Source organism: Nocardia sp. NPDC055053, from assembly GCF_053608285.1.
Genome location: NZ_JBSGVD010000022.1, coordinates 31,417 through 57,125, shown reverse-complemented (window position 1 = coordinate 57,125; position 25,709 = coordinate 31,417). Strand labels below are relative to the sequence as shown.

26 protein-coding genes and 1 tRNA gene are annotated in these 25,709 nt (G+C 68.7%); 17 read left to right on the top strand and 10 right to left on the bottom strand.

The genetic code is table 11. The annotated features are described in order from the left end of the window. The first annotated feature begins 1 nt into the window (after window position 1). From ACWF82_RS22430 to ACWF82_RS22410, 5 genes are all read left to right on the top strand, one after another. A complete protein-coding gene (locus tag ACWF82_RS22430; RefSeq protein ID WP_452503975.1) occupies window positions 2–193 on the top strand; it encodes a hypothetical protein in 192 nt (63 codons plus the stop codon). A 523-nt stretch (window positions 194–716) separates the two neighbouring features. Beyond that, a complete protein-coding gene (locus ACWF82_RS22425) occupies window positions 717–1,397 on the top strand; it encodes an MspA family porin (protein ID WP_452503973.1) in 681 nt (226 codons plus the stop codon). Window positions 1,398–1,462: 65 nt separating this feature from the next. Beyond that, window positions 1,463–2,122: an MspA family porin gene (locus ACWF82_RS22420; protein WP_452503971.1), complete on the top strand. Its 660-nt coding sequence runs from the start codon at window positions 1,463–1,465 to the stop codon at window positions 2,120–2,122. A 305-nt stretch (window positions 2,123–2,427) separates the two neighbouring features. Further along, window positions 2,428–3,096: an MspA family porin gene (locus tag ACWF82_RS22415; RefSeq protein ID WP_452503969.1), complete on the top strand. Its 669-nt coding sequence runs from the start codon at window positions 2,428–2,430 to the stop codon at window positions 3,094–3,096. Window positions 3,097–3,159: 63 nt separating this feature from the next. Continuing rightward, window positions 3,160–3,807: an MspA family porin gene (locus ACWF82_RS22410; protein ID WP_452504072.1), complete on the top strand. Its 648-nt coding sequence runs from the start codon at window positions 3,160–3,162 to the stop codon at window positions 3,805–3,807. A 78-nt stretch (window positions 3,808–3,885) separates the two neighbouring features. Here the strand turns inward: ACWF82_RS22410 and mscL are convergent, their stop codons facing one another. The 4 genes from mscL to ACWF82_RS22390 form a co-directional block, all read right to left on the bottom strand. Further along, the gene (gene mscL, locus ACWF82_RS22405; RefSeq protein ID WP_452503968.1) at window positions 3,886–4,329 is read right to left on the bottom strand and encodes a large conductance mechanosensitive channel protein MscL; all 444 of its coding nucleotides are present in this window, start codon (window positions 4,327–4,329) and stop codon (window positions 3,886–3,888) included. 155 nt (window positions 4,330–4,484) lie between these two features. Next, window positions 4,485–5,156, bottom strand: a complete 672-nt coding sequence (locus ACWF82_RS22400; RefSeq protein WP_452503966.1) for an SAF domain-containing protein — start codon at window positions 5,154–5,156, stop codon at window positions 4,485–4,487. Window positions 5,157–5,245: 89 nt separating this feature from the next. After that, the gene (locus tag ACWF82_RS22395) at window positions 5,246–5,527 is read right to left on the bottom strand and encodes an FmdB family zinc ribbon protein (protein WP_452503964.1); all 282 of its coding nucleotides are present in this window, start codon (window positions 5,525–5,527) and stop codon (window positions 5,246–5,248) included. A 69-nt stretch (window positions 5,528–5,596) separates the two neighbouring features. Next, a complete protein-coding gene (locus ACWF82_RS22390; RefSeq protein WP_452504070.1) occupies window positions 5,597–6,196 on the bottom strand; it encodes a 5-formyltetrahydrofolate cyclo-ligase in 600 nt (199 codons plus the stop codon). An 87-nt stretch (window positions 6,197–6,283) separates the two neighbouring features. On the opposite strand from ACWF82_RS22390, the gene ACWF82_RS22385 reads away from it, so the two are divergent. The 7 genes from ACWF82_RS22385 to ACWF82_RS22355 all read left to right on the top strand — a co-directional run bounded on the left by ACWF82_RS22385 (window position 6,284) and on the right by ACWF82_RS22355 (window position 14,447). Further along, the gene (locus ACWF82_RS22385) at window positions 6,284–7,210 is read left to right on the top strand and encodes a UTP--glucose-1-phosphate uridylyltransferase (RefSeq protein WP_452503963.1); all 927 of its coding nucleotides are present in this window, start codon (window positions 6,284–6,286) and stop codon (window positions 7,208–7,210) included. Window positions 7,211–7,264: 54 nt separating this feature from the next. Continuing rightward, window positions 7,265–8,524 (top strand): molybdotransferase-like divisome protein Glp, encoded by a 1,260-nt coding sequence (glp, locus tag ACWF82_RS22380; protein WP_452503961.1) that lies wholly within the window; start codon window positions 7,265–7,267, stop codon window positions 8,522–8,524. A gap of 12 nt (window positions 8,525–8,536) precedes the next feature. Continuing rightward, a complete protein-coding gene (locus ACWF82_RS22375) occupies window positions 8,537–9,187 on the top strand; it encodes a GNAT family N-acetyltransferase (RefSeq protein ID WP_452503959.1) in 651 nt (216 codons plus the stop codon). 136 nt (window positions 9,188–9,323) lie between these two features. After that, a complete protein-coding gene (gene sepX / locus ACWF82_RS22370; RefSeq protein WP_452503957.1) occupies window positions 9,324–10,373 on the top strand; it encodes a divisome protein SepX/GlpR in 1,050 nt (349 codons plus the stop codon). Window positions 10,374–10,469: 96 nt separating this feature from the next. After that, window positions 10,470–10,542 (top strand) — tRNA-Ala (locus tag ACWF82_RS22365). 89 nt (window positions 10,543–10,631) lie between these two features. Beyond that, window positions 10,632–13,346, top strand: coding sequence for an ATP-binding protein (locus ACWF82_RS22360; RefSeq protein ID WP_452503955.1), 2,715 nt, complete (start codon window positions 10,632–10,634; stop codon window positions 13,344–13,346). Window positions 13,347–13,409: 63 nt separating this feature from the next. Continuing rightward, the gene (locus ACWF82_RS22355; RefSeq protein ID WP_452503953.1) at window positions 13,410–14,447 is read left to right on the top strand and encodes an alpha/beta fold hydrolase; all 1,038 of its coding nucleotides are present in this window, start codon (window positions 13,410–13,412) and stop codon (window positions 14,445–14,447) included. A 134-nt stretch (window positions 14,448–14,581) separates the two neighbouring features. Here ACWF82_RS22355 and ACWF82_RS22350 read toward each other — a convergent pair whose 3' ends face one another. The 4 genes from ACWF82_RS22350 to ACWF82_RS22335 are packed head-to-tail and all read right to left on the bottom strand — an operon-like array spanning window position 14,582 to window position 18,804. After that, window positions 14,582–16,024: an aldehyde dehydrogenase gene (locus ACWF82_RS22350; RefSeq protein WP_452503952.1), complete on the bottom strand. Its 1,443-nt coding sequence runs from the start codon at window positions 16,022–16,024 to the stop codon at window positions 14,582–14,584. Beyond that, the gene (locus tag ACWF82_RS22345) at window positions 16,021–17,496 is read right to left on the bottom strand and encodes a dihydrolipoyl dehydrogenase family protein (protein WP_452503950.1); all 1,476 of its coding nucleotides are present in this window, start codon (window positions 17,494–17,496) and stop codon (window positions 16,021–16,023) included. Before ACWF82_RS22345 ends, ACWF82_RS22350 begins: the two co-directional genes overlap by 4 nt. A gap of 22 nt (window positions 17,497–17,518) precedes the next feature. Next, window positions 17,519–17,965, bottom strand: coding sequence for a VOC family protein (locus tag ACWF82_RS22340; RefSeq protein WP_452503948.1), 447 nt, complete (start codon window positions 17,963–17,965; stop codon window positions 17,519–17,521). Window positions 17,966–17,967: 2 nt separating this feature from the next. Continuing rightward, the gene (locus ACWF82_RS22335) at window positions 17,968–18,804 is read right to left on the bottom strand and encodes an alpha/beta fold hydrolase (RefSeq protein WP_452503946.1); all 837 of its coding nucleotides are present in this window, start codon (window positions 18,802–18,804) and stop codon (window positions 17,968–17,970) included. 265 nt (window positions 18,805–19,069) lie between these two features. Between ACWF82_RS22335 and ACWF82_RS22330 the strand changes: the two genes are divergently transcribed. The 4 genes from ACWF82_RS22330 to ACWF82_RS22315 all read left to right on the top strand — a co-directional run bounded on the left by ACWF82_RS22330 (window position 19,070) and on the right by ACWF82_RS22315 (window position 21,965). Next, entirely contained in the window at window positions 19,070–19,498 is a 429-nt protein-coding gene (locus ACWF82_RS22330) for a hypothetical protein (protein ID WP_452503944.1), read from the top strand. Continuing rightward, complete coding sequence (locus ACWF82_RS22325) at window positions 19,498–20,436, top strand: alpha/beta fold hydrolase (protein WP_452503942.1); 939 nt, start codon at window positions 19,498–19,500, stop codon at window positions 20,434–20,436. The genes ACWF82_RS22330 and ACWF82_RS22325 overlap by 1 nt, the downstream gene beginning before the upstream one ends. Before the next feature lie 133 nt (window positions 20,437–20,569). Beyond that, window positions 20,570–21,133 (top strand): DUF308 domain-containing protein, encoded by a 564-nt coding sequence (locus ACWF82_RS22320; RefSeq protein WP_452503940.1) that lies wholly within the window; start codon window positions 20,570–20,572, stop codon window positions 21,131–21,133. Between the two features lie 13 nt (window positions 21,134–21,146). Then, window positions 21,147–21,965 carry an SDR family NAD(P)-dependent oxidoreductase gene (locus tag ACWF82_RS22315; RefSeq protein ID WP_452503938.1) on the top strand — a complete coding sequence of 273 codons (819 nt, stop codon included), beginning with the start codon at window positions 21,147–21,149 and terminating at the stop codon, window positions 21,963–21,965. On the opposite strand, the gene ACWF82_RS22310 is transcribed toward ACWF82_RS22315, so the two are convergent. After that, complete coding sequence (locus tag ACWF82_RS22310; protein ID WP_452503937.1) at window positions 21,926–22,765, bottom strand: MerR family transcriptional regulator; 840 nt, start codon at window positions 22,763–22,765, stop codon at window positions 21,926–21,928. The genes ACWF82_RS22315 and ACWF82_RS22310 overlap by 40 nt on opposite strands. Then, complete coding sequence (locus tag ACWF82_RS22305; protein WP_452503935.1) at window positions 22,737–23,639, bottom strand: alpha/beta fold hydrolase; 903 nt, start codon at window positions 23,637–23,639, stop codon at window positions 22,737–22,739. The genes ACWF82_RS22310 and ACWF82_RS22305 overlap by 29 nt, the downstream gene beginning before the upstream one ends. A gap of 376 nt (window positions 23,640–24,015) precedes the next feature. Between ACWF82_RS22305 and ACWF82_RS22300 the strand changes: the two genes are divergently transcribed. After that, the gene (locus ACWF82_RS22300) at window positions 24,016–25,605 is read left to right on the top strand and encodes an ArnT family glycosyltransferase (protein WP_452503933.1); all 1,590 of its coding nucleotides are present in this window, start codon (window positions 24,016–24,018) and stop codon (window positions 25,603–25,605) included. The last annotated feature ends 104 nt before the right edge of the window (window positions 25,606–25,709 follow it).

Genomic DNA, 25,709 nt, shown 5'->3' with positions numbered 1-25,709 from the left:
AGTGACTTCCCAGGACAGCACGTCGCCGCGGGATCCCGAGGCGGTCAGGCGCAAGGCCGCCGAGGCCGCGCGGCTGGCGCGGATCTTCGGCGACGTGCTGCCCGAGACCACCGGCGACGAGCGCGGCGATGGCGGCGGGCGCTCGGACAACGACGAATGGTTACGTTCGCAGGTACCGCCGCATCACGGGTGACCGCACCGTTATCTACGTAGCTGCTACGTAATAAGCCCTCACCGAAATGCGGTTTTCGGTGTGATGGCGACCAGGTGACAATTCCTCAGGACCACGCGAAAGCGTGGTCCTTTGTCGTATAAGCGTTCGAAACCGGTCGGTAACCAACCTCCGGTCCATCCCCGTTGACACGACCCATCCCGGATGCATTGATGCACGTCAAAGCATGTGGCGATGTGCGCACCTGTGTCTGGGGTCACAATGAAATTTACGAACTCTTTCGTTGCCGGAACGACGGCGCAGCGTTTAATGTTCGCCATCGAGCCATCAACTATTGGTCCCCGCAGTACCCCAACTTCTATGCGTTGAACCACCCGGTGGAACCCTGGCTCGGGTTCATCACACCGGCCCCGGCCGTATCGTCGAAATAACAGTTGGTTACGTAACGGCAACAAAGGGGCGACACACTGAGCTGGGCCTGTGAGGTCCATCCGTTCGGCCTCGAAAGTCGAGGCCGGCTGCTAGACACCTGATGAGGGGAAGTATGAGCGAGAACCGCACCACCGGTGTGCGCCGCGGAGCCCGTGCCGCGGGCGTCGGCGCTGCCGCGGCCGCCGTGGCCTTCGGCCTGCTGTCGACCGGTGCCGCCAATGCCGACACCTTCGTGCCGTTGCCGGACGGCCACAAGGTCAGCCCTGCCGGCGTGACCATCACCCGCACGGGTGAGCACGCCCTGATCTCGCCGTCGCTGGCCGCCAACGGCGCGGGCCGCGTCGTGTGGGTCTCGGGCTCCGCGATCGCCGAGGTCGCCGACACCCCCGAGGGCGAGGTCGGCCCCTGGAACGGCCCGACCGGCCGTCCCGGTTCCAACAACTCCTCCACCCACGGCACCTCCCAGCTGAACACCGGCTACATCGTCGGTTGCCAGGTGAGCATCGCCGACGACGCGATCGGTGCCGGTGTGTCCGGTGGCGTGAGCACCGGCGGCGTGAGCGCGGGCGGTTCGATCGGCGTGAACCTGGGCCCGGGCGAGGTCAAGTTCGTGCAGATCAGCTCGAAGGACATCCAGAAGGCCGGCACCTACGCCATCGATTACCAGGACGCCGAGATCGAGATCCAGGGCTGCGCCGGTTACGCGCAGGCCCGGGCGTACACCGTGGTCGAGATCATCGGCGACCACTACTCGAAGACCACCCTCTACGGCATGCCGTTCAGCATCGGCTGACGTCTTTCGAACTGTACGAATCTTCTTCTCGCTGCGGCGAACTCAATCCTCGAGGGATGAATCCAATGATCAACCGTAAGTTCATGGCGCGGATGGCGGGCGTCAGCGCTGCGGCCACCGTGGCCGTCGGCCTGTTCTCCACGGGCGCGGCCAACGCCGACACCTTCGTTCCGCTGCCGGGCGGACACATCACCAAGACGCTGTCCGACGGCACCGTCGTCGACATCAGCCTGGTTGGCGAGTCGGCCAACATCAACCCGTCGCTGGGCTCCACCCCCGTCCACCGCAATGCGTGGGTCTCGGGTAGCGCGCAGGTCACCGTCTCCGACGGCGGCAGCGGTAAGATCTTCCCCGGCTACACCGTCGGTTGTCAGGTGAACATCGCCGGCGGCGCTGTCTCCGGTGAGGGCACCGTCGAAAGCGACTGGGAGGGCAACGCTTCCGGTGGCGTCGGTACCGGCGGCGAGCTCTCGCTCGGCCCCGGCCAGGCGAAGTCGTTCTACGTGCTCGACATCGAGAAGGCCGACGACTTCGGCAGCGAGTCGCACGGCAAGTCGAACAAGTTCAAGAACGGCAGCGGCTCGGTGACCTGGTCGGACACGACCATCGGCCTGACCGGCTGCGCCGGCTACGCGCAGGCTCGCGCCTTCGTGAGCGTCGAGGTCGAGACCGACAACGTCATCAGCTGGGTGACCCTGTGGGGTCAGCCGTTCAGCCTCGGCTGATCTGTTCGATCCCGAACACACACGGGCCGGTCGCTTCCGCGACCGGCCCGTTTTGTCGTGCCTGCCATGCTGTTTCGCTGGACTTTGCCGGTCCGCCTCATTATGTTTATGTCGAATCGACTGCCAGACAGTCGATGTCGCCACGAGTTTCGTGATTTTCAGCTTCTCGATTCACCTCCCGGCTGGGCGTACCTGCCCTGTTGCCAGCGGTGCGGTTCGCGGACCCGCCTGGGCTGGGTCCGGGCGCAGCACAGATATCGACCTCGACGGTCGAGGTCGATTTTGCGTACACCTCGAGGGGAAGTATGAGCGAGAACCGCACCATCCGCGTGCGTCGCGGCGCCGTCGGCGCCTGCGCCGCAGTGGCCGTGACGATCGGCCTGCTGTCGGCCGGTGCTGCCAACGCGGACACCTTCGTACCGTTGCCGGACGGTGAGAAGCTCGGCCCCGGCGTCACCCTCTCCCGGACCGGCGAGCATGCCGTCATCTCCCCGTCGATGGCCGCCAACGGTGTCGGCCGCGTCGTCTGGGTCTCGGGCAATGCCAGGGCCGATGTGCAGGTCACGCCGGAGGGCGAGGTCGGGCCGAACAACGGGCCCCGCAACCGTTCCGGCTCCAACAATTCCTCGACGCACGGTGCCTCGCAACTGAATACGGGCTACATCGTCGGCTGCCAGGTGAGCATCGGGGACGACGCGGTCCGCGCCGGTCTCCAGGGTGTCTTGTCGACGGACGGACCCGGGGTGGTCGGGGCGGTCGGCGTCGACCTCGGCCCCGGTGAGGTGGCCTTCGTCCAGATCGACGCCAAGGACATCCTGAAGCCGGGCGTCTACTCGGTGGAGTACCAGGACGCCGAGATCGAGATCCAGGGCTGCGCGGGCTACGCCCAGGCACGCTCGTACACGGTGGTCGAGATCATCGGTGACCACTACTCCAAGACCACCCTGTACGGGCAACCGTTCAGCATCGGCTGATCCCGCGGCCGAACCGAAACTCTCGCTAGTTCACACGAATTCACCCTCGAGGGGTCAACTGTGCTGATCAACCGTAAGAGCATGGCGCGCGCGGCCGGTTTCGCGGCCGTGGCAGTGGGACTGCTTTCCACCGGCGCGGCCGATGCCGACACCTTCGTTCCGCTGCCGGGTGGCGACATCACCAAGGTGCTGTCCGACGGCACCGTCGTCAACATCAAGATGGTCGGCGAGTCGGCCAATATCAACCCGTCGATGGGATCGACGCCGGCACACCGCAATGCGTGGGTGTCCGGGAGCGCGCAGGTGTCGGTGTCCGGTGACGGCGGCGGCAAGATCTACCCCGGCTACACCGTGGGTTGCCAGGTCAATATCGCGGGCGGCCGGGCGGCCGGCGAGGGCGAAGCGGTGACCGGCGGCGCAGCGGTGGAGGCCGCGGGGGCCGCGGGCGGCGAACTCACTCTCGGCCCAGGCCAGACGCGGTCCTTCTACGTTCTCGACCTGGAAGCGCCCGACGATTACGGCAACGAATCCCACCGGGTCCGCAATTACTTCGAGGGCGGCAGCGGCTCGGTTACCTGGGCCGACGAGACCATCGGCCTGTCCGGCTGTGGCGGCTACGCGCAGGCGCGCTCGTTCGTGAGCGTCGAGGTGGAGACCGAGAATGTGATCAGCTGGGTCACCCTGTGGGGCCAGCCGTTCAGCCTCGGCTGAGGCTCTGAAATAGACTCCAGCACAACGAGATCGGGGTGAGTCCGCCGAGACCCGCCCCGATCTCGCCGCGTGCGGGGCTCAGTGCTTGTGCTCCCCGTCGCTTCCGGCCGGTTCCGTGAGCATGCCGTGTTTGCCGTTCGACGTGCTGCCCTGCTGAGCCAGCAGATCCCGGATCTCGATGAGCACTTCGTTGTCGGAGAGCTTCTCGTCCTCCTCGGAGAACCGCTTCTTCGCCATGGTCGCGGGTAGGACGAGGACGAAATAGAGAATCGCGGCGATCAACAGGAAGTTGATGAACGCGGTGATGATCGGCCCGATCGCGATGAAGGTGGCCGGTTTGTCGGCGACGAGCTGGATGCCGAGCCCCGCCTCGTTGCTTCCGCCGAAGACCGCGAGCAGCGGGTTGACGATCCCGCTGGTGAACGCGGTGACGATGGCGACGAACGCGGTACCCATGACGACGGCGACCGCCAGGTCGATCACATTGCCGCGGAGCAGGAAGTCCTTGAAGCCTTTGAGCATGCCGATATCTCCTTCGTTTCGGAGCCGGCCGGAGGCGCTGTGCTCCTGGTGCGAATGATGTGAAACGGTCGTGCTGTTTGGGTGATGCTAACCAGAGCTCTGGCAATTATCTCGCGAACTGTGCCGGGATGGCAGTGGCGGTCCGTGTCATGGGGTCAATGGAAGACGACGGTGAGCGCGGTGCGCAGCGAGGCACCGGCCACCGCGGTGGCGTATTCGGCGCCCAGTGCGACCAGGACCACCCGTTCCGCGCCCGAACGCCCCTCGCCCGTCGCGGTGACGAGCACCACGGCGGCGTCGGTGGCGAGGGTGCGGGCGGGTTTCGCCGCACCGGGGCCGCCCGCGTCCTCGACGCCGACGACATCCACCCGATCGCCCGCGCGCAACACATCGGCGACCGCGGGATCGGCCAGCCGGATGGGCACGATCCGCGCGTCGGCGCTGCCCGTCGCGGCGGCGGCAAGGCGCGGTCCGACCACGCGCAGATCGGTGAAGGTCTCCCCGGCTCGCATCGCGCCGGTGAGCGTCGCGCCGAGCAGCGGAGCGGTCTCGGTGACGGAACCCGAAGGCAGCGAACGGGATTGGTGATGGTCGACGCGCAGATCGTCGGCGGTGAGGAGCCTGCCCGGCGCCAGATCACGGGCGGCGACCACGACGGCGCGCCGGGAATCACCGGGATCGCCGCGGACGAACATCGCCAGCGCGAGCAGTGCCAGCACCGCGGCGGCGATGCGCCGCGCGAGCAGGGCATCGGCCCACGCAGGCCGGTTACCGAGGGCGAAACGCCAGGAACTGCCACGTCCCAGATCGGCGAGACTGCGAGTCATGCTCCGAGCCTAGGAGCGTGGCAGCGGGGAACAGCCCCCGAAAGTCCAGGTTGTGGACAACTTCGGGGCTGTGGATAACTCCGGGAAAATCAGCTCGCGGCGGCGGGCGCCGAGCTCGACGCGGGGGTGCTGGTGCCGCTGCTGCCGTTGGAATCCGAGGACGTCTTCGCGGGCTCGCTCGCGGTGGACGCGCCACCACGGCTGTCGGTGCGATAGAAACCGCTGCCCTTGAACACGATGCCGACCGAGTTGAACAGCTTCCGCAGCTTCCCCGTGCACTGCGGGCATTCCGTCAGCGTGTCGTCGGAGAAGGACTGAACGATGTCGAAGCGGTTGTCACACTGGGTGCACGCGTATGAATAAGTTGGCACAGGATCCTCCGCAAGTCTCGTCGATCTAGCACTCTACCGCCGACACTGCCAACGTCGCGAATCGCCGTTTCATTCCGGCGAAACGGGCAGCTCATGGCCCAGTTCACGCAGTCCGCCGCCGGGCGTCACTGCCCAGCCCATCCGCCGGTCGTGTGGTTCTTCCGGCAGCCGGTCGACCAGTTCATTATCCCGCACGACGGCGATGAGCCTGGTCCCGTCTTCGACGGCGCCCAATGTCCGGTCGTAGTAGCCCGCGCCGCGCCCGAGCCGGACGCCGCGCAGATCCACCGCGAGCGCGGGGACAAGGACGGTCGTCGCGGTGGCGACGGTGTCCGGCGGCAGGGTCGCTGTCGTCGGTTCGAGCAACCCGAAGCGGGCCTTGCGCAGGGAATCGGGGCCCTCGTAGCGCGCCCAGCTCAGCGGTCCCGGCTCCCCGGTCACCGGCAGCAACACCGTGGCGTTGCGCACACGCAGCGCGTCGAGCATGCGTAGATCGCCGGGTTCGCCACGGATCGGGACGTAGGCGCAGACGACCTCGTCGGCCCCGGCCAGCGGCCCGATCACCGTCGCCAGCTCGGCCGCTTCGCGTGCGTGCTCGGCCGCCCCGACCAGCGCGCGCTCGGCGAGGATCTGGCTGCGCCACGCATATTTGGTGCGCTCACCGGGCATCTCCACAGCGACCACCCTAAGCTCTTGCCGACGCCGGATCGTCGCGACGGGCGATCGGACGGCACGCTGAATGGATAGGGTATGCGCATGACAGAGAAGACTTCCGGTTTCCGCACTGCGGTGGTACCCGCGGCCGGACTCGGGACGCGGTTTCTGCCTGCCACCAAGACAGTGCCCAAGGAGTTGCTGCCGGTCGTCGACACCCCCGGCATCGAACTGGTCGCCGCCGAGGCCGCCGATTCCGGCGCCGACCGGCTGGTCATCGTGACCTCGCCGGGCAAGGACGGCGTGGTCGCCCATTTCGTCGAGGACCTGGTCCTGGAGAGCACCCTGGCCGAGCGCGGCAAGTTCGCGCTGCTGGAGAAGGTCCGCAAGGCCCCCGGCCTGCTCGATGTGACCTCGGTCGTCCAGGAGGAGCCGCTCGGCCTCGGGCACGCGGTCGCCCAGGCCGAATCGGTGCTCGACGACGACGAGGACGCCATCGCGGTGCTGCTGCCCGACGATCTGGTCCTGCCGTGCGGCGTGCTCGAGACGATGAGCCGGGTGCGCCAGGAGCGCGGTGGCTCGGTGCTGTGCGCCATCGACGTGCCGAAGTCGCAGGTCAGCGCCTATGGCGTGTTCGACGTGGAGGATCTGACCGAGGGCGCCGAGGCCGACGTGCTGCGGGTCAAGGGCATGGTCGAGAAGCCGGACCTGGCCGACGCGCCGTCGACCCTGGCCGCCGCGGGCCGCTACCTGCTCGACCGAGTGATCTTCGACGCACTGCGCCGGATCGAGCCGGGCGCCGGCGGGGAACTGCAGATCACCGATGCCATCGCCCTGCTGATCGCGGAAGGACACCCGGTCCATGTGGTCGTCCACCGTGGGTCGCGCCACGATTTGGGTAACCCGGGCGGCTATCTTCGAGCTGCCGTCGATTTCGCCCTCGAGCGGGAGGAATATGGTCCGCAACTGCGCGAGTGGCTGAAGTTCCGGCTGAGCCCGGAGTGGGACCCCCAGTCCCCGAACGCCTGAGTACGGTACGCGGTAGAACACAGGCAGGCAGTCGCCGATAGACACAGGAGCTCGATGCGCTCGGTTGAGGATCAGCTGATCAAGGTCACCGCGGCCGCGGTCGCACCCAGGCCGGTCCGGGTCGCGATATCCGAGGCCCAGGGTTTGCTGTGCGCGGAAGACGTCGTCACCGAGCGGCCGCTGCCCGGCTTCGATCAGGCCGCCATCGACGGTTACGCGGTGCGCAGCGTCGACGTCACCGCCGCCGGTACCGATGTGCGCGACGAGGAGGGCGAGCTGATCGACCTCACCCTGCCGGTGGTCGGCGAGGTGGTGGCCGGTTCGCGTCAGCCGATCCGGTTGCAGCCGCGCCAGACCGTGCGGGTCGACACCGGCGCTCCGCTGCCGACGCTCGCCGACGCGGTGCTTCCGCTGGAATTCACCGACGGTGGCCGCGCCAGGATCAAGGTTTTCGAGCCGGTCCGCTCGGGCGATTACGTGCGCCGGATCGGTGACGACGTGCAGCCCGGTGACGTGGCGGTCCGCGCCGGCACCATCATCGGCGCGGCCCAGGTCGGCCTGCTGGCCGCGGTCGGCCAGGACAAGGTACTGGTGCATCCCCGGCCGCGGCTGTCGGTGATCTCCATCGGCGGCGAGCTGATCGATATCGATCGCACGCCCGGCCCCGGTCAGGTCTATGACGTGAACTCCTACGCGCTGGCCGCGGCCGCGCGTGACGCGGGCGCCGATGTGAACCGGGTCGGCATCATCAGCGCCGATCCGCGGCGGTTGCGTGACGTGGTCGAGGGACAGCTGGTGCGTTCGGAGGTCGTCGTGATCGCCGGTGCGGTCGGCGGCTGGGCCTCGGAGCAGGTGCGCGAGGCGCTGGACGGGCTCGGTGAGCTCGAGGTCGACCGGGTGGCGATGCATCCGGGTTCGGTGCAGGGTTTCGGCAGGCTCGGCCGCGACGAGGTGCCGACCTTCCTGCTGCCGTCGAATCCGGTGGGCGCGCTGGTGGTCTTCGAGGTGATGGTGCGTCCGCTGATCCGGATCGCGCTGGGCCGCAGGCAGCCGATGCGCCGAATCGTCAACGCCCGCACCATCACTCCGATCTCCTCGATGCCGGGCCGCAAGGGCTACCTGCGCGCGCAGCTGCTGCGCGACGAGGCGACCGGCGACTACCTGGTGCAGCCGCTTGGCAACGGCAACGGCGGATCCTCGCATCTGCTGGCGACGCTGGCCGAGGCGAACAGCTTGATCGTCGTCGAACCCGACGACACCGATTTCCGGACCGGTGACGAGGTGCGGGTCGCGTTCTTGGCGCAGCGCGGCTGAAACGTGGAGTCGATGAACGTATTCCGGGCAGGCCAGCATCCCGGTTGGCCCGCGCGGCTCGGTCCGGTAGTGGTGGCGGCCGGGGAAGTGACCCTGCGGCCGGTGCGTTTTCGCGACGCCGCCGCGTGGAGCCGCATCCGGCTGCGTGACCGGGACCATCTGGAGCGCTGGGAACCGACCGGGCGCGGCAGCTGGGAGGCGCGCAATCACGCGTCGAACTGGCCGTCGCTGTGGACGAGCTTGAAGGCCGAGGCGCGGCGGGGCGCGATGATTCCGCTGGTGATCGAGGTCGACGGGCAGTTCAGCGGGCAGCTGACCATCGGCAATATCGTGCGCGGCGCGCTGCGCTCGGCCTGGATCGGCTACTGGGTGGCCAAGGACCTCGGCGGTCAGGGCGTGGCGACCGCCGCGCTGGCGCTGGGGCTGGATCATTGCTTCGGGCCGGTCGGCCTGCACCGCGTCGAGGCGACGGTGCGGCCGGAGAACCTGCCCAGCCAGGCGGTCCTGCGCAATGTCGGTTTCCGTGAGGAGGGCATGCTGCGCCGCTACCTCGATGTGGACGGCGAATGGCGCGATCACCTGTTGGTGGGCTTGACGGTCGAGGAAGTCATGGGCACGGTGGTTGACCGCCTGGTCAGGGAGGGTCGAGCGGCGCTGCCGTGAAATTTCTGTTACTCATGTGGCAGGTGTGCACGGCGCGCCTGCCGCGCGGGCAGGCGTGCCCGAATTAACCTACGGACGTCGGTAGTGCGTCCAACGATGGACAACGCGCAGGCGGGGACGGGAGGTGATGACCGCGATGCCGAATTCGATCCTGTGGATCGGACTCGTCGTGCTCTGGGTCTTCGTCCTGTTCCCGATCCTGGCGGACCGGCATCCCCGGATCCGCCGCACCACCGATGCCGCACTCGCCACGCGCGTGCTGCACCGTGGCGGGGCCGAACGGCGGATCCGCATCGGGGCGGCAGGCGGTCACGAGAGTGACCCCGACTATCGCCCCCGTGTGCTGAGCAAGCACCCCCACCGTACTGATTCGGAGGATCGGATGACGACATCGGCCGATGAGCCCGTCACCGAAGCTGACGACGAGAAGCTCACCCCCACACCCGAACTCGAAGCCGCATCCGACACCGAGGTCGATCTCGGCGGCGACGCGGTCGTCGACGAGCCCGAAGAGCCTACCGAGACTGCAGATTCCGCGGATGCCGAACTCGATGACGCTGCGGCGGAACCGGACCCGGACTCCGCGGAGTCCGATGACGAGGCCGACCCACCGGTCGCCGCGCGCATACCGCCCGCGCCGCCGGCCCGCCTCGAAGACGTCACCGAAGACATCACCGAGGACGCCGACGACTTCGACGAGGACTTCGTGCCGAACAGGCGCGGCCGCGGCGGCTACGACCCCGAGGCCGACGCCATCGCCCGCGCGGCCCGCTACAGCTTCCGGCAGCGCGCCGTCCTCGGTCTCATCATCGCCACCATCCTGTTCGCCGCGTTCGGCCTGCTGCTGAACTCGATGTTCTGGTGGGCGTGCGGCCTGTCCACGGCCGTGCTGGTCGGCTATCTGGCCTACCTACGCAAGCAGGTCCACGTGGAGGAGGAGATCCGCCGCAAGCGCGCGGCCCGCCTCACCCGTGGCAAGCGCCGCGAGGCCACCTCCACCCCCGAGGCCGCGACGACCCGGCGCACCATGGACCGCGACACCGCCCGCGCCCTGCGCCGCCGCTCCACCCTGCTCGACACCGACGACGAGGACCCGATGTTCGAGCACCTGGAAACCTTCGATCCGGCCACCGCACGCGCACTACGCACCCGGGTCGAAGATCTCGGCCGCGCAGTCGGCGAATAACTGGTCGAACCCGCATAACAGCAGTTCAGAGTACCGATTCGGTATCCGGGCGCAACGCCTGATACAGTGTCACAGCGCGGTTCGCCAGAGCCGCACGGGGCTATAGCGCAGTTGGTAGCGCGTCTCGTTCGCATCGAGAAGGTCAGGGGTTCGATTCCCCTTAGCTCCACCCACCGGAAATCCCCAGGCAACAGCCTGGGGATTTTTTGTCCCTGTATGCCCCTATGCCGTCAGGGGGCCGGGAGGAGCGCGCCACCTATGCCGACGTTCGGACGAGTCGCCGAGCTGAAAGAACTGGCCGCGCTCGTGGACGGCCCCGACGACCGCGGCGGCATCCTGATCGAGGGGGAACCCGGAATCGGAAAGTCGTCGCTCGTCGAGGAGACGGTCGCCATCGCGACCTCCGCCGGGCTGCGGGTGCTGCGGACCTCGGGCGCGGAAGCTGAACACGGCCTCGCCTATGCCGGGCTGCATCGGCTGCTGTACCCACTGCGGCACGCGTTCGACGCGCTCCCCGCGCGCCAGCTCGACGCGCTGACGACCGCTCTGGGTATGTCGGACGTCGTCGCCGAGCCGAGCCCACACCTGGTTGGTCTCGCCGCCCTGACACTGCTGGCCGATCTGGCGGCCGAACGGCCGCTGCTGGTGGTCGCCGAGGATGCGCACTGGCTCGATTCCGCCAGCGCGGAGGTCCTCGCCTTCGTCGCGCGCCGTATCCACTCCGAACCCGCCGCCTTGCTCGCTACCGTGCGCGATGGCACGAACTCACCGCTGTGTGAGGCCGAGCTGACCGTGATGCGGCTCGGTCCGCTGACCGATGACGACGCGAACGCGCTGCTCGACAGCACCGCACCGGACCTGCCTGCCCAGCTCCGCCGCCGGGTGCTGGCCGAGGCGCACGGAAACCCGCTCGCGTTGACCGAACTGCCAACGGCCGTAGCGGATCTCGCCGAATCTACCCAGATCCTCCCGTTGACAGAACGACTGGAGCGGGCGTTCTCGGCGCGCGGCGCGAAGCTGCCGGAACGCACCCGGTCGGCCTTGCTGGTCGCGGCGCTCGACGACGGCAACGCGGTCGCCGAAACACTCGCTGCCGCAGGGGTTCTCCTCGGATCGACCGTGGAGGCCGATATTCTCGCCCCCGCCGTGGCGGCCCGGTTGATCGATATCCGCTCCGGCACAGTGACGTTCCGTCATCCACTGGTCCGCTCGGCCCTCGTGGCGGCGGCGACCGCCGAACAACGCCGCAAGGCGCATCTGGCGATCGCCGACCTGCTCGCGGAATCCCCGGACCGGCAGGTGTGGCATCGGGCGGCGGGCACCGCCGGAGCCGACGAGGAGGTCGCCGCGGCGCTCGAGGACGCCGCCGAACGATCCCGGCATCACGGTGGGGCGATCGCGGCGCTGGAACGGGCCGCGTCGCTCAGCGCCACGCCAGGCCGGCGCGCGGATCGCCTGCTGCGCGCGGCCGAGCTGGCCATCGACGCCGGGCGTCGCGAGACGACCGAACGACTGGTCGACGCCGCGCGCACGCTTCCCCTCACGGCCGGGCAGGAGGCCACCGCGAACTGGCTGGCCAGCGGGTTCGACGACGGAATGCGCGAAAGCCCTTCGCGCATCGGCGAACTGGCCGTCCTCGCTGCCTCGGTCGCCGCGAACGGGTTTCCGGATGCCGCGCTGCGAATCCTGTGGGGTGCGGCCGCGCGGTGCTTCTGGTCCGAACCCGGACCCGATACCCGGCGCGCGGTGCTCACGGTCGCCGACACCTTCGGCATCCCCGACGGCGATCCGCGCAAGCTCGCGATCGACTCGATCGTCGCCCCGTTCGAACGCGGTGAACAGGTACTCGGCCACCTGCGGGCGCTGGCCGCGACCACCGGGCGTGAGACCGAGGTCGATCACTTTCTCAGCAGCGCGGCCTACCAGGTCGGCGCTTTCGATCTCGCCGCGCATTTCGCCGGTGCGGCCGCGCCCGGATTCCGTGCCGCCGGGCAGCTGGGGCTGCTGACCAGGGCACTCGCGATCCAGGCCTGGAGCCTGGCCCGGATCGGCGACCTCGCCGCCGCAGCGCCGATCGCCGCCGAGGCCGCGGCTTTCGCGCTGGAGACCGGGCAGCCCTTCATGCACGCGTCCGCCATCGGCGTGCAGGCCGAGATCGCCGCGCTGCGTGGGGACTACGCGCAGGCCGCGGCGCTCGTCGCGGAGACCGAACGCATCGGACTGGCCGCCGCCGTGCGGCCCGTGCTGGCCACCACGCAGCTCACCCGCGGACTCATCGCGCTCGGTGAGGGCCGCTTCGATGACGCCTTCACCGATCTGGCCCGCGTCCACGATCCGCGCGACCCGGCGCATTCACCGGCGCTGGCCGCGTATTTCCTCACCGAACTCGCCGAGGCCGCCGTCCGCGCCGGGCAGACCGACGCCATGACGGAACTGCTGCGCGGACTGGAACCCGCGGCGGCAGCCACCTCCTCGCCCGCATTGCACATCGGAATGCGCTACGCCAGAGCGGTTCTCGCCGGTGACAATGCCGCGGAGCTGTTCGCCGCCGCACTGGCCGCGGATCTCACCGGCTGGCCCGCCGAACGCGGCCGCTTGCATCTCGCGTACGGCGAGTGGCTGCGGCGACAGCGCCGGGTCGTGGAATCGCGCACCCATTTGCGCACGGCGCGCGAGGTTTTCGATGCGCTCGGCTTCACCGCGTGGAGCGAACGGGCCCGCCTGGAACTGCGCAGCGCCGGCGAATCGAGCCCGAATCGCGACCCCGATGCCAGGGAGCGGCTCACCCCGCACGAGCTGAGCATCGCGCAACTGGCGGCACAGGGGCTGACCAACCGGGAGATCGGGCAGCGGCTCTACCTGTCGCACCGGACCGTCAGCACGCACCTGCACCGGATCTTCCCGAAGCTCGGGATCAGCGCACGTGGGGACCTCGCGGCGCTGCTGCCCACCCTGGACGAAACGGCCGGTTGAGCGACACCGAGTACGTCATCCGACGCTCGCGGCGGGGTTGGTGCGCTGCCTAGCGTCGATGACATGGACATCAATCGACGACGGCTCTTCGGCGGCGCGCTCGCGGCCGGCGCCGCCGGCCTGGCCGTGACTTCCCTCGGCGCCTGCGCCACCGACTCCGCCACCGCCACACCCGGCGCGGCCCTGCGAGTGGGATCGGGAGCCAACACGAGCCTCGGCCCCATCAAGAAGATCGAGGCAGGCGTCCTCGAGGTGGCTTACGCAGAGTTCGGGCCGGTCACCGGGCAGCCCGTGATCCTGGTGCACGGCTGGCCCTACGACCCCTACAGCTTCGCCGATGTCGGCCCGCTGCTGGCCGCGGCCGGATACCGGGTGCTCGTCCCGTTCCTGCGCGGCTACGGCGAGACCACCTTCCTGTCCGCGCAGACCGTGCGCAACGGACAGCAATCGGCCATCGCGCGCGACATCGTCGACTTCATGGACGCCCTGCGCATCGACATGGCGGTCCTCGGCGGATTCGACTGGGGTGCGCGCACGGTCGACATCGTCGCCGCGCTGTGGCCACAACGCGTCAAGGCGATGGTCGCGGTGAGCGGATACATCATCACCAGGCTGGCCGCGCAGCAGCAGCCGTTGCCGCCCGAAGCCGAACTCGAGTGGTGGTATCAGTACTACTTCGCCACCGAACGCGGACGCCTCGGATACACCCGCAACCGCCACGATTTCAACAAGCTCATCTGGCGGCGCGCCTCCCCGGCCTGGGATTTCGACGACGCCACGTACGGTCGCAGCGCCGCGGCCTTCGACAATCCCGATCACGTCGACATCGTCATCTCCAACTACCGCTGGCGGCTGAGCCTGGCGCCGGGCGAACCGCACTACGACGCCTACGAACAGCTTCTCGCCACCGGCCCCGCCATCTCCGTGCCCGCCATCACCATCAGCAGCGACTTCGACGGCGCGGCCAAAGACGGCAGGGGATACCGCGACAAGTTCACCGGCAAGTACGAGCATCGCGTCTTCGACGGCATCGGCCACAACGTCCCGCAGGAAGCGCCGAAGCCTTTCGCACAGGCGATCATCGACGCCGACCGGCTGTGAATATCCGGCTCCGGGCGCTCGGCGTGCCCGGAGCCGGACGCGGTCACAGGCCGATGCGCACCTCGATGCGGCGCCCGGTGCTCGCGAACGAGCGGCCGCGAGTTCGCGCGCCGTAGTCGAGATGACCGTCGGTGTCAGACGGTGATGGTCTGGTATTCGGTGTACTGGCCGAGGCCGACGGTGCCGTATTCGCGGCCGATTCCGCTGGCCTTGAAGCCGCCGAAGGGGCCGTCGAATCCGACCGGCGCGCCGTTGACGGTGACCGTGCCTGCCCGGATCCGGCGGGCCACTGCCATCGCGGCGGCCTCGTCCGCCGACCACACGCCGCCGGAGAGGCCGTAGTCGGAATCGTTGGCGACGCGGATCGCGTCGTCGATGTCGTCGTAGGCGATGACGACCAGGACCGGGCCGAAGATCTCCTCCCGTGCGATGCGCATGGCCGGTGTCACGTCGGCGAAAACCGTTGGTGTGACATAGAAGCCGTCCCGCAGGCCGGGCGGCAGCTGGGGGCCACCGCAGACCAGGCGCGCGCCTTCACCGATTCCGGCCTCGATGTAGTCGCGGACCCGCTGCTGCTGATCGCCGCGGACCATCGGCCCGATGAAGGTTTCCGGGTCGCGTGGGTCGCCGACCGGCAAGGACTCGACCAGCGCGCTCAGCGCCGCGACCACTTCCCCGTAGCGGGAGCACGGGGCGAGGATCCTGGTGTGGGCGATGCAGGATTCGCCGTTGTTCAGCAGCGCAGCGAACTTCAGGCCCTTCATCACCACGGTCAGATCGGCGTCGGGCAGGATCACCGCCGCCGATTTGCCGCCCAGTTCGAGACTGACCCGTTTGAGCTGGGAGCCCGCGATGGACGCGATCCGGCGACCGGCGCCGGTCGAGCCGGTGAACGCGATCTTGTCCACCAGCGGATGGGAGATCAGGTACTCGCTCGTATCCCGTTCGGCGGGTAGCACACTGAGCACGCCGTCCGGCAGGCCGATCCGATCCATCAGCTCGGCCAGCAGCCCCATGCTCAGCGAGTTCTCCGGAGATACCTTCAGTACCACGGAGTTTCCGGTAAGCAAGGCGGGCAGCAGCTTCGATGTCGCGGCGGAGAAGGGCGAATTCCACGGGATCACCGCGGCCACCACGCCGACCGGTTCGCGCCGGACCACGCTGCGCACACGCGCATCCGGGTCCGACGGCGTGAGCGTGTGCTCCCAGTCGAAGTTCTCGGCGGCCGCGAAGTAGGCATTCGCCTGCCGGGTCAGACCGGCCTGGCCTGCCCGGGTGAACCAGGCCGCGGAACCGTTTTCGGTGGTGATGAGCTCGGCGATCCGGTCGGCCTGTTCCTCACGCAGCTGGTTGAACCGTCGCAACATCGCGATTCGCGTTGTGGCCGGGGTGTCGCGCCACTCGCGGCCGTCGAAAGCCGCGTGCGCCGCCGTCACCGCGCGGTCCACATCGGAGGGCTGGGCCTGTGCCGCCGCGCCGAGCAGCGATCGATCGTGCGGGGACAGGATCTCCAGTAGCGCCGGTTCGCTGGGTTCGGTCCACGATCCGCCGATGTAGAGCCGTTCGTAGGTGATCATCCAGTTTCTCCCGGTGCGGCCGGATTCTGTTGGTCGCGATAGGTTTCCAGCAGCCGCAGCCAGACTTCGCTGATGGTGGGGAACGCGGGCACCGCATGCCACAGCCGCTCGATCGGAACCTCGCCGGTGATGGCGATGGTGGCCGAATGCAGCAGTTCGGCGACGCCGGGTCCGGCGAAGGTGGCGCCGACGATCACCTGGCGTTCCGGGTCGATCAGCACCCTGGCCCGTCCTCGATAACCGGGATCGTGCTGGATCGCGCCCGCGACCCGGCCGATGTCGTAGTCGACCACATCCACCACCCGCCCGGCGCGGGCGGCGTCCTCGGTGGTGAGTCCGACCGCGGCGATCTCCGGGTCGGTGAACACCACCTGCGGCACCGCTTCCAGGTCGGCGGTTCCGGCGTGCGGGCCCCACTTCTGGGTGTCCAACGTCCGGCCCCGCGCTCGGGTAGCGATGACCGCCCCGGCGATGCGGGCCTGATATTTGCCCTGATGGGTGAGCAGCGCACGATGATTGACATCGCCGACCGCGTACAGCCACGCGCCGTCGACCGCCGTCACGGTGAAGGTGTCGTCGGTGTCGAGCCACTGGCCGGGCGTCAGGCCGACGGTCTCGACGCCGAGGTCCGCGGTGCGTGGTGCGCGTCCGGTCGCGAGCAGGAGTTCGTCGGCGACCAGCCGGGTGCCGTCGGCGAGGGTGAGGTGGACACCGTCGTCGGGGCCGCCCGCCCGTTCCGCCGCGGTGATGGTGGTACCGAACCGCAGTTCCACACCGGCCTCCCTGAGCCGCTCGGCGACCAGGTCCGCGGCGAATGCCTCGACCCGGCCGAGCAGCCGGGATTCGCGAGCGATGAGGGTGACCCGCGCACCCAGCGCCTGCCAGGCGGTGGCCATTTCGACGGCGACCACCCCGGCGCCGAGAATCGCGAGCCTGCCGGGCACGTCATCGGCGGCGGTGGCTTCGCGACTTGTCCACGGCCGCACCGTGTCCAAGCCCGGTAGCGGCGGCAGGGCCGCCGACGTGCCGGTGCACACCGCCACCGCGTGCCGGGCGGCGATCCGTACGGTGCCGCCCTCGGGCGTATGAACCGTCACCCGCCGCGGTCCGTCGAGGCGGCCGTGGCCACGAATGAGGTCGACCCGCACGGAGTCGAGCCAGTCGACCTGGTCCCGGTCGTTCCAGTCGGCCACCATGCGGTCACGGTGTTTCAGTACCGCGGGCACGTCCAGGCGGCCGGTCACCGCGCCGCCGACGCCGGGGAAGCGCGCGGCCTCGCGATAGAGCAGGGCGGGACGCAGCAGCGCCTTGCTGGGTTCGCATGCCCAGTAGGAGCATTCGCCGCCGACCAGTTCGGATTCGACGATCACGGTACTGAGCCCGGCGGCGCGGGTACGGTCGGCGACGTTCTCGCCGATCGGCCCTGCGCCGATGACCACGACATCGTAGGTACGAGTTTCCTTCTCGGACATGGGTTCGCCTTCGCCGGCCGGATCAGCGGCCGGGTGCACGCTGGGTGACTTCCTGGAGGAACCAGCCGTTGCCGTCGGGATCGGTGAACGCGGCGAACGAACCGTAGGAGCGGCGCTGCGGATCCACGCCGGGGACACGGTTTTCGGTTCCGGGGTGATGGAACACGCCGGTGGCGTCGCGGAACGGTCCGTCGACCTCGATCCCGCGCTCGGTCAGCTCCGCGACGGTCTGCTCGATGTCGGTGACGATCAGGTGCAGGCCCCGCACGGATCCGGGCGCGGCCGCGCTGACACCGGTGCCGATGATGATCGAGCATTCCGAACCGGGCGGGGTGAGCTGCACGACGCGGTAGCCCTCGTCCACCGCGAAGTCGGCGTCGAGACGGAATCCGAGCCGATCGCTGTAGAAGGCCTTCGCGCGGTCGACGTCGGCGACGGGCAGCACGATGACTTCGAGCTTCAAATCCATGATCACGGGGTGACCCCCTGGGCGGCCCGCTCGATCACATCGGCGACCACGTCGGGGTGCGAGACGGCGACCGAGTGCGAGGCCTCGACCTCGGTGACCTGGGAATGCGCCCGCTCGGCCATGAACCGCTGTGCCGCGACGGGGATATTGAGGTCCTTGGTGGTGATCACGTCCCAGCTGGGCTTGTCGGTCCAGGCGGCGACGGTGGCCTTCTCCTCGAGCGCGGCCTGATCGATCGGACGCTGGGCGGCCGCGGCCAGGGTCGCGCGGTCCGCGGGAACGTCGGCGGCGAACTGGTCGTGGAACTTGCTCTGCTGGATGTACAGATCGGTGCCGGCGCTGCCGTCCGGGCGGGTGAAGGCGACCGGGTCGAGCGTGCCGGGCAGCGTCGTCCCGGGGAACTTGGTGGTCAGCTCGAGCGCGGTTTCTCCCGGTGCCGGCAGGAAGGCCGCCACATACACCAGCGCCTTGACCTGGTCGTTGCCCGCCGCGGCGGCGCTGATGACCGATCCGCCGTAGGAGTGCCCGACCAGGACGACCGGGCCGTCGATGTGGCTGATCAACCCGCGCACCGAGGCGGCGTCGGCGGCCGGCCCGCGCAGCGGATTCGCCGCCGCGACAACGGGATACCGGTTCTCGATGAGCTTGTCGATGACGTCGTTCCAGCTCGATCCGTCCGCGAACGCGCCGTGGACGAGCACGATGGTCGGCTTCGGCGCGTCCAAGGTGGGGCCGGCGTTGGTGGTGGTACTCGCGGTGCAGGCGACGGCGAGGCTGCCCGCGGCCACTACGGCCGTGATCGCCGCGACCGCTCGGCTGGAGCGTCGGATGTCGACCATGTCATGGTCCTTTCGGGGAACGGTGAAGCAGTGCGGATTCCACAATGGGTCGCGCGGCCACGGCGCCACATCTGTCACCTGACGCCGACCATGACGTAGTCACCATCGCCGGACCGGCGGTGTCCGGCACGAAGCCCAGGTGGGGGCTGTCCGGCGCGCACACACTGCGGGAGCGTCCCCTACCGGCTGGGACGGGCTGGAATACGTCAGTCCCAGCGTCATCCGACAGATTCGGGGCGAGGTCCCGGACGGCGATCGTTTTCTCATGGCTACTGTCCGTTTTCACCTGATGTCCACCCTGTCGCCCGCCGAGGTCGTGCACGTGCTCACCGACTTCGGGCCAACCCGTCCCGAGGCATGGCCGACGATCGATGCCGAGCACTTCGCCGTCCACGAGCGTGGCGAGACCTGGGCCGAGGTCACCGAAGGCACCGCCGCGGCCTGGGAGCGCGCCCGCTACGAGTGGGACCCGGCCGGCGACACCGTCACCATCACCACGCTGGACTCCAAACTCTTCGGTGCCGGCGGCGGCTGGGTCTTCCGCGCCACGCCGACGCAGGCGGGCACCCGTGTCGATATCGAACTGACCAGGACCCCGCGGGCGTTCAAGGGCAAGGTCCTGGCGGCGCTGCTGCCCCTGGTCGGGCCGTCCTCGCTGCGCAAGTCCTTTGCCGGGCCGTTGCGGGCCGCGTGATGTCGCTCCCGCACCAGAACTCCGGCGTGCTCGCGCCGGGTGCGCACGTCTTCGACTCCGACGGTGTCGCCCAGCGGTACCACGTGTACGGCAGTGGCCCGGTCTGCCTCGCCCATCCGGGCGGACCGGGCATCCACTGGGAGTACCTGCGCATGCCCGAGCTGGAACAGCACCTGACCATGGTCTATGTCGAGGCCATCGGCACCGGCGAATCCGGCCGTCTGCCGACACATCCGCACGGCTACACCCGGGAGCGCTACAGCATCGCGCTGCAACGGATCATCGATCACCTCGCGGTGCCGACGGTGTATCTGCTCGGTCACTCGCACGGCGCGTTCGTCGCCGCCTATCACGCGATCCACCGTCCGGCCCGCCTCGCGGGCGTCATCCTCTACGAGGGTGCACCGGTGACCGGACCCGAGCACGGCGCGGAGGCCGCCCGGCGGCTCCGGGATTTCGCCGCCGCCAACGCCGATCGCCCCGAATTGGCCGAGGTGCTCGCGGCTTTCGGTGCGATGCAGGCTATGTCGAACGATGTGCAGACCCTGGCCGTCGCCCGCGGCATCTTGCCCGCCTACCTCGCCGACTACTGGGGTGACGAACCGCGCTGGGCTCCGGTGCGCGCTGCGCTGCGCGCCGGCTACATCTCGGGACTGGACGCGATCGGATCTCCCGATCTCGTCGACGACCGCGCCGATCTGCCCGCTCTGACCGTCCCGGCGCTGGTCGTCGTCGGTCGCTTCGATGTCATCTGCGGACCGTGCTGGGGACAGGAGCTGCACGACCTCATCCCCGATTCGCGCCTGGTGATCCTGGAGCACAGCGGTCACCTGGGGCATCTGGAGGAACCAGGGCGTTTCGCCGCCGCGGTCCGCGACTTCGCCCGCTCACCACAATCCATGCCGCGTGGCGGCAGCAAGGAAAGGCTCGTGCCATGAATCCTCGCAAGACCGAACGACCCCCTGTCGCAGAGCTTTTCGTCTGCGGACCGATCGCGATGCTGATCTGGTCGGAGACCGCCGTGCTGCACGGTCGCGGACCGTCGGCACCGGAATTCGTAGGACGTACCTCATGAACAGCACTGCGACACCGACTGTTTCGGCCGCCGAGCGTTCGTCGCTGATCCGCCTGTCGCTGGGCCGCGGTGTCCTGGCGATCGGCTGGGCGCTCGCCTTCGCGGCGGCTCACGACCCCCTGGATGCGGTCGCGGTCATCCTGCTGGTCGGCTACCCGCTGATCGATGCCGTGTCGTCGCTGATCGACTTCCGCGCGGTGCCCGAAGGCCCCGAGCGCCGGGTGACCGCGGCCAACGGCGTGCTGAGCGCGGTCACCGCTGTCGCTCTCGGTATCGCCGGGACGACCGGCAGTGCCGCCGCGGTACTGGGCGTATTCGGTATCTGGGCGGTGCTGTCGGGCGCGGCCCAGCTGGCTGTCGGGTTGCGCAGGCGTGGGGCGGTGCTCGGCAAGCAATGGCCGACGCTGATCTCCGGCGGACTGTCCTTCCTGGTCGGCGCGACCTATGTCGCCAAGGCCGCGGGCGAATCGCCGTCCCTGGATGTCTTGTCCATCTACGCCACCGGTGGCGGCGTCTTCTTCCTCGCGCAAGCCGCGCTGCTGGCGTGGAAGGCCCGATAGAAAGAAGGACCCCATGGCACCACGACTGCATGGCAGGAAAGCTCTGATCACGGGCTCTACCAGCAATATCGGCCGCGCGACCGCGCTGGCCTTCGCCGCCGAAGGCGCGCACGTCATCGTCTCCGGGCGCGACCGAACCCGCGGCGAGGCCGTCGTCGACCACATCCGCCGAGCGGGCGGGCAGGCCGACTTCATCCGCGCCGACCTCGACGGCAGCCTCGCCGCCAGCCAGGCACTCGCCGCGGCGGCGATCGAACAACTGGGCGGACACATCGACATCCTGGTCAACAACGCAGGCATCTTTCCGCCGGGGACGACCCTGACCACCGACGAGCAGGCCTTCGACCGCGTCTACGCCGTCAACGTCAAAGCCGCCTTCTTCCTCACCCAGGCCATCGTGCCCGCGATGATCAGCCGAGGTAGCGGTGTGGTCGTCAATCTCGGATCATGGGTCGCGCGCCTGAGCCTGCCCGTCGGCGCCCTGTACGCCTCGACCAAGGGCGCGATGGAAACCCTCACCCGCGCTTGGTCGGCCGAGTTCGGGAGCCAGGGCGTCCGGGTCAACGCCATCGCACCGGGGGTCATTCTGGCTCCCGACGACGGCAACGACACCGACCCGCCGGTGGGACTGCTGATGCACGGCACCCCGGCCGGGCGAACCGGTCACCCCGATGCCGTCGCCGCCGCGGCGGTATTCCTCGCCTCCGATGACGCTGCCTTCGTCCACGGCACCGTCATCGACGTCGACGGTGGCCGCACCGGCGTCGCGGTCGTCGCCGATGCGGCCGCCTTTCACACCACACGCGACGAGGCCGTGATCGCCCGGGGCTGATCCGGGTTCGAGTGCCTGCGCTGTTCGGCTCGGTGGGTGAGGGCGTCGACGATGCGCTGCCAGGACGGGGACGCCTCGGAGATGCGCGAGGAGATCAGCTTGCGGGTCGCCTGTCCGGCGGTGTCTCGTTCGTGGGCGATTTCCCAGGCGTCCAGGTCGTCGATGAGCTGGTCCAGGCGGGGATCGTGGGGGTCCCAGGTGGCGGAGCGGTCGACGGCGAGGTAGAGGCGGGTGGTTTCGGGGTCGTCGAACTCGGCGTTCTTCTCGCGGATACGGTCGGGGACGGCGTCCGGGTCGAGGGCTTGCAGCAGGATCCAGGAGTCGCGTTCGAGGAGTACCCGTTGTTCGCCGATGCCGAGGCCGCGCATGCGGTTCAGGATGGCGACGACTTCGGGTGGCAGGACGAGGCGTTCGCCGCTGTCCAATTCGGCTATCCGGCTCCGGTATTCGGTGAGCTGGTCGATCTTGCGCTGGAGCTCGGCGTCGATATCGGTGATGGCCGCGGCGAATTCGGTGGGTTGGGCGTGGAGCAGCGCGTCGATGCGGGACAGGGGAACACCGGCGTCGGCGAGGGTTCTGATCCGGATGAGATCCACTGCGGCTTGGGCGCTGTAGCGGCGGTAGCCGGAGGCGTCGCGGTCGGGCTCGGGGAGCAGGCCGATGTGGTGGTAGTGGCGGACGGTGCGCACGGTTACGCCCGCGGTGGCCGCGAGCCGGCCGATCGTGAGCACCGTCCTCCTCGGGTCTACGCCGAACATGATCACGTCGAGTCTAGGCGCGTGCGGCGCGGTCGACGACATCGCGAATCGCCTCGACCACGGCGTCGGGACGGTCGAAGCAGAGCCGGTGGTGCACGGTGTCGGTGAGGATGCGGTGGTCCCCCTGCGAGAGGCCGCGCACCAGGGCCGCGTCCATTCGCCGCCTGCCGTCCTGCATCCGCCGCAGCGTTTCCGGCGGCTGGGTGGGGTCGGGGCCCAGCGCGCTGAGCGCGACAACGGGGACATCAGGAAGGCCAGGCCCGGCGTGCAGTTCGGCGGCCAATGCGGTCAGATTGCTGCGCTCGGCGATGCCGACGCGGGTCCATTCGTCGCTCTCCTTGGCCTCGACCAGCGATCGCCGGATGTGCTCCGGGTAGGCCGCGAGCAACTCGGTGCGCATCTGGCGCAGAGCCGGGCGCAGCTGTTCGAGCTGCTCCGGATCGGTGCCCATCCGCTCCGCCTCGGCCAGCCGCATCGCGGGCGGCATGAACTCGTCCCAGTCGCGGTGCAGGCCGTCGATCCAGACCAGCCCGGCCACATCCCGCGGGTACAGCTGCGCGAACCGGTGCGCGTAGAAGCCGCCGAGCGAATGGGGAGCGAGAACATAGGGGCCGGGGATGCGCTGGGCGCGCAGCAGCTCGCGCAGCTCGGTGGCGACGGCGGCGGCGGTGCGCGGTAGTGGGAGGGCGTCGCTGTAGCCGGTGCCGCCGCGGTCGTACACCACGGCGGTCGTGAACTGTGAAACCTGTTGCTGGACACCGAAGTAGTCCAGGCCGACCGCGCTCGCGCCCGGCAGGAACACCACGGCGGGCCCGCCGCTGCCCGAGCGGTGCACGTAGACGCGGTGGCCGTCGACTTCCTGGAACCCGCCGATCGGCGCGGCAGGCCGAGTCGGGGGAGTGCTGTTGTTCGTCATGCGGCAACCCTGCAACCCTGACGCACGGTCAAGGTCAAGGTCCTTTCAGATGAAAGGCTCGTTCTGCAATTTACGTGCCGAATTCATCAATTCGGGGCATTTATACATGGCGCGCGCAATGTATCGCCGAGATCACTTATTACCCCGCCGAACCCGGTCTAATCACAGCGAACGGCTATTGGTGTGCGGTGTATTTGCGGACCATGTCGGCAGCCACTAACGTTTCGTAAAACTGAATAATCCGAGCAGGACCTCGGGCGCTCGCGCTCATCAAGTTCGCTGCCGGGGAGGAATCGGTTCATCAGCGAACAGAGCGTGACGCCACCGCGGGGCGGGGGTGTCGAACGCGTCTGTCGAAAAGCATCAGGGGCAGTTCATGACAGCGGTCGTCGCGGTTCGCACCGCGCCCGAAGATATTCCGGATACCGACCCGTCGTTCGCTTTTCGCGGCGTCGCGCTGATCGCTTCGATCGCCGCGATAGCGCTGACGGTGACGGTGGGAAGGTACGAATTCTTCGGCGACGAACTCTATTTCCTTTCCGCTGGACGACGACTCGACTACACCTACGCGGATCAGGGTGTGGTGGTGCCCCTGTTCGCCTGGATCGCGGACCAGCTCGCACCGGGATCGGCGACGGCACTGCGCATTCCCGCGGTCGTGATGGGCGTTGGTGCGATCGTGGTGTCGGCGCTGATCGCCTACGAGCTCAGGGGTAGCCACCGTGTCCAGATGCTCGCCGCGGGCACCTATGCGACGTCCTATCTTGTGGCCACCCAGGTCATATTGAGCACGTTCTCCTTCGACGCCACCCTCACGGCCGTGATCACCTGGCTGTTCATCCGCTGGGTTCGTACCCGCAAGGACTGGCTGCTCGTCGTGGCGGGACTGGTTGCCGCCGTTGACATGCAGGTGAAATGGATGATCCCGATCGTCTGGGCGTGCCTCGGCCTTGCCGTCATCCTGTGCGGTCCCCGGGAAATCCTGCGTCGCCCCGCGCTGTGGGTATCGACCGGCATCCTCGCCTCGTCCGTGATCCCGATTCTCTACTGGCAGTCACGCAACAACTGGCCACAGCTGGCCATGGGCCCGATCATCGGCGCGGAGCAGGACGCCACGGGCTACGGTCCGCCGGGGTTCATTCCGCAGTGGCTCGGCTTGGCGGGTTTCCTCGGCGTATTGCTGATCGCCGTCGGATTCTGGGCCGTGTTCAAACAAGAGTCGCTGCGTCCGTATCGCTTTATCGCGGTCGCGCTGGTGATCATGACCACATTCGTCATCATCACGCACGGTCGCCCCTATTATCCGACCGGCTTCTTTCCCGCCATGTTCGCCATCGGTGCCGTCGGCCTGTGGCAGTACGACCGGAAACGGTGGATGAACGTGGCGTTGATTCCGATCGCCGGGCTCTCGGTACTGACGTTCATCGCCATGATCACCGTCACGCCCCTGCCGCCCAGTTGGCGCAGCCCGGCCGAGAACGCCATCGATCTCGGCATCCGGTCGGCGTTTTGGGGAACCACCAATTGGTCGGACATGGTTTCCGCCGTCGATACCGGGTACGACACGCTGACGCCCGCGGAAAAGGCGAACGCTGTCATCATGGCCCAGGGTTACTGGCAGGCGGGCGCTGTCGAGCAGTTCGGCGCGCAGTACGACCTGCCCGCCACCTACAGCCCGAGCCGGGGCTTCGGCTTCTTCGGCCCGCCACCGGACTCGACGACCTCGGTGATCTATGTCGGGCTGGATACCGCCGAGCCCGAATTGCGATCCCGCTTCGCCGAGGTGGAGCGCGTGGTGCACCTCGACGATCCCATGGGTATCCCCGGCATCGACCGCATGGTCGCCGTCTGGCGATGCACAGGGCCGAAGCAGCCGTGGCCGGCCCTGTGGGACTCCATGACAACGCTCTACTTCGATCTGGGCCTCTGGCGTGACCCTCGGGCCACTACTCGACCCACGCACTGAGGCTCAGCACACCAGGCCGCGCTGACATCCCCTGAGACACCACCGGCACGGCCGTGTCAGGGCGGTGTCAGCGCGGTATCAGTTGTACCGGCGACGGTTGTCCC

Bases quoted from the DNA above. Each gene is read 5' to 3' on its own strand.
- ACWF82_RS22425 (WP_452503973.1), top strand. From the start codon at position 717: ATGAGCGAGAACCGCACCACCGGTGTGCGCCGCGGAGCCCGTGCCGCG.
- ACWF82_RS22420 (WP_452503971.1), top strand. From the start codon at position 1,463: ATGATCAACCGTAAGTTCATGGCGCGGATGGCGGGCGTCAGCGCTGCG.
- ACWF82_RS22415 (WP_452503969.1), top strand. From the start codon at position 2,428: ATGAGCGAGAACCGCACCATCCGCGTGCGTCGCGGCGCCGTCGGCGCC.
- mscL (WP_452503968.1), bottom strand. From the start codon at position 4,329: ATGCTCAAAGGCTTCAAGGACTTCCTGCTCCGCGGCAATGTGATCGAC.
- ACWF82_RS22400 (WP_452503966.1), bottom strand. From the start codon at position 5,156: ATGACTCGCAGTCTCGCCGATCTGGGACGTGGCAGTTCCTGGCGTTTC.
- ACWF82_RS22390 (WP_452504070.1), bottom strand. From the start codon at position 6,196: ATGCCCGGTGAGCGCACCAAATATGCGTGGCGCAGCCAGATCCTCGCC.
- ACWF82_RS22385 (WP_452503963.1), top strand. From the start codon at position 6,284: ATGACAGAGAAGACTTCCGGTTTCCGCACTGCGGTGGTACCCGCGGCC.
- glp (WP_452503961.1), top strand. From the start codon at position 7,265: ATGCGCTCGGTTGAGGATCAGCTGATCAAGGTCACCGCGGCCGCGGTC.
- ACWF82_RS22375 (WP_452503959.1), top strand. From the start codon at position 8,537: ATGAACGTATTCCGGGCAGGCCAGCATCCCGGTTGGCCCGCGCGGCTC.
- sepX (WP_452503957.1), top strand. From the start codon at position 9,324: ATGCCGAATTCGATCCTGTGGATCGGACTCGTCGTGCTCTGGGTCTTC.
- ACWF82_RS22360 (WP_452503955.1), top strand. From the start codon at position 10,632: ATGCCGACGTTCGGACGAGTCGCCGAGCTGAAAGAACTGGCCGCGCTC.
- ACWF82_RS22355 (WP_452503953.1), top strand. From the start codon at position 13,410: ATGGACATCAATCGACGACGGCTCTTCGGCGGCGCGCTCGCGGCCGGC.
- ACWF82_RS22350 (WP_452503952.1), bottom strand. From the start codon at position 16,024: ATGATCACCTACGAACGGCTCTACATCGGCGGATCGTGGACCGAACCC.
- ACWF82_RS22345 (WP_452503950.1), bottom strand. From the start codon at position 17,496: ATGTCCGAGAAGGAAACTCGTACCTACGATGTCGTGGTCATCGGCGCA.
- ACWF82_RS22340 (WP_452503948.1), bottom strand. From the start codon at position 17,965: ATGGATTTGAAGCTCGAAGTCATCGTGCTGCCCGTCGCCGACGTCGAC.
- ACWF82_RS22335 (WP_452503946.1), bottom strand. From the start codon at position 18,804: ATGGTCGACATCCGACGCTCCAGCCGAGCGGTCGCGGCGATCACGGCC.
- ACWF82_RS22330 (WP_452503944.1), top strand. From the start codon at position 19,070: ATGGCTACTGTCCGTTTTCACCTGATGTCCACCCTGTCGCCCGCCGAG.
- ACWF82_RS22325 (WP_452503942.1), top strand. From the start codon at position 19,498: ATGTCGCTCCCGCACCAGAACTCCGGCGTGCTCGCGCCGGGTGCGCAC.
- ACWF82_RS22320 (WP_452503940.1), top strand. From the start codon at position 20,570: ATGAACAGCACTGCGACACCGACTGTTTCGGCCGCCGAGCGTTCGTCG.
- ACWF82_RS22315 (WP_452503938.1), top strand. From the start codon at position 21,147: ATGGCACCACGACTGCATGGCAGGAAAGCTCTGATCACGGGCTCTACC.
- ACWF82_RS22310 (WP_452503937.1), bottom strand. From the start codon at position 22,765: ATGTCGTCGACCGCGCCGCACGCGCCTAGACTCGACGTGATCATGTTC.
- ACWF82_RS22305 (WP_452503935.1), bottom strand. From the start codon at position 23,639: ATGACGAACAACAGCACTCCCCCGACTCGGCCTGCCGCGCCGATCGGC.
- ACWF82_RS22300 (WP_452503933.1), top strand. From the start codon at position 24,016: ATGACAGCGGTCGTCGCGGTTCGCACCGCGCCCGAAGATATTCCGGAT.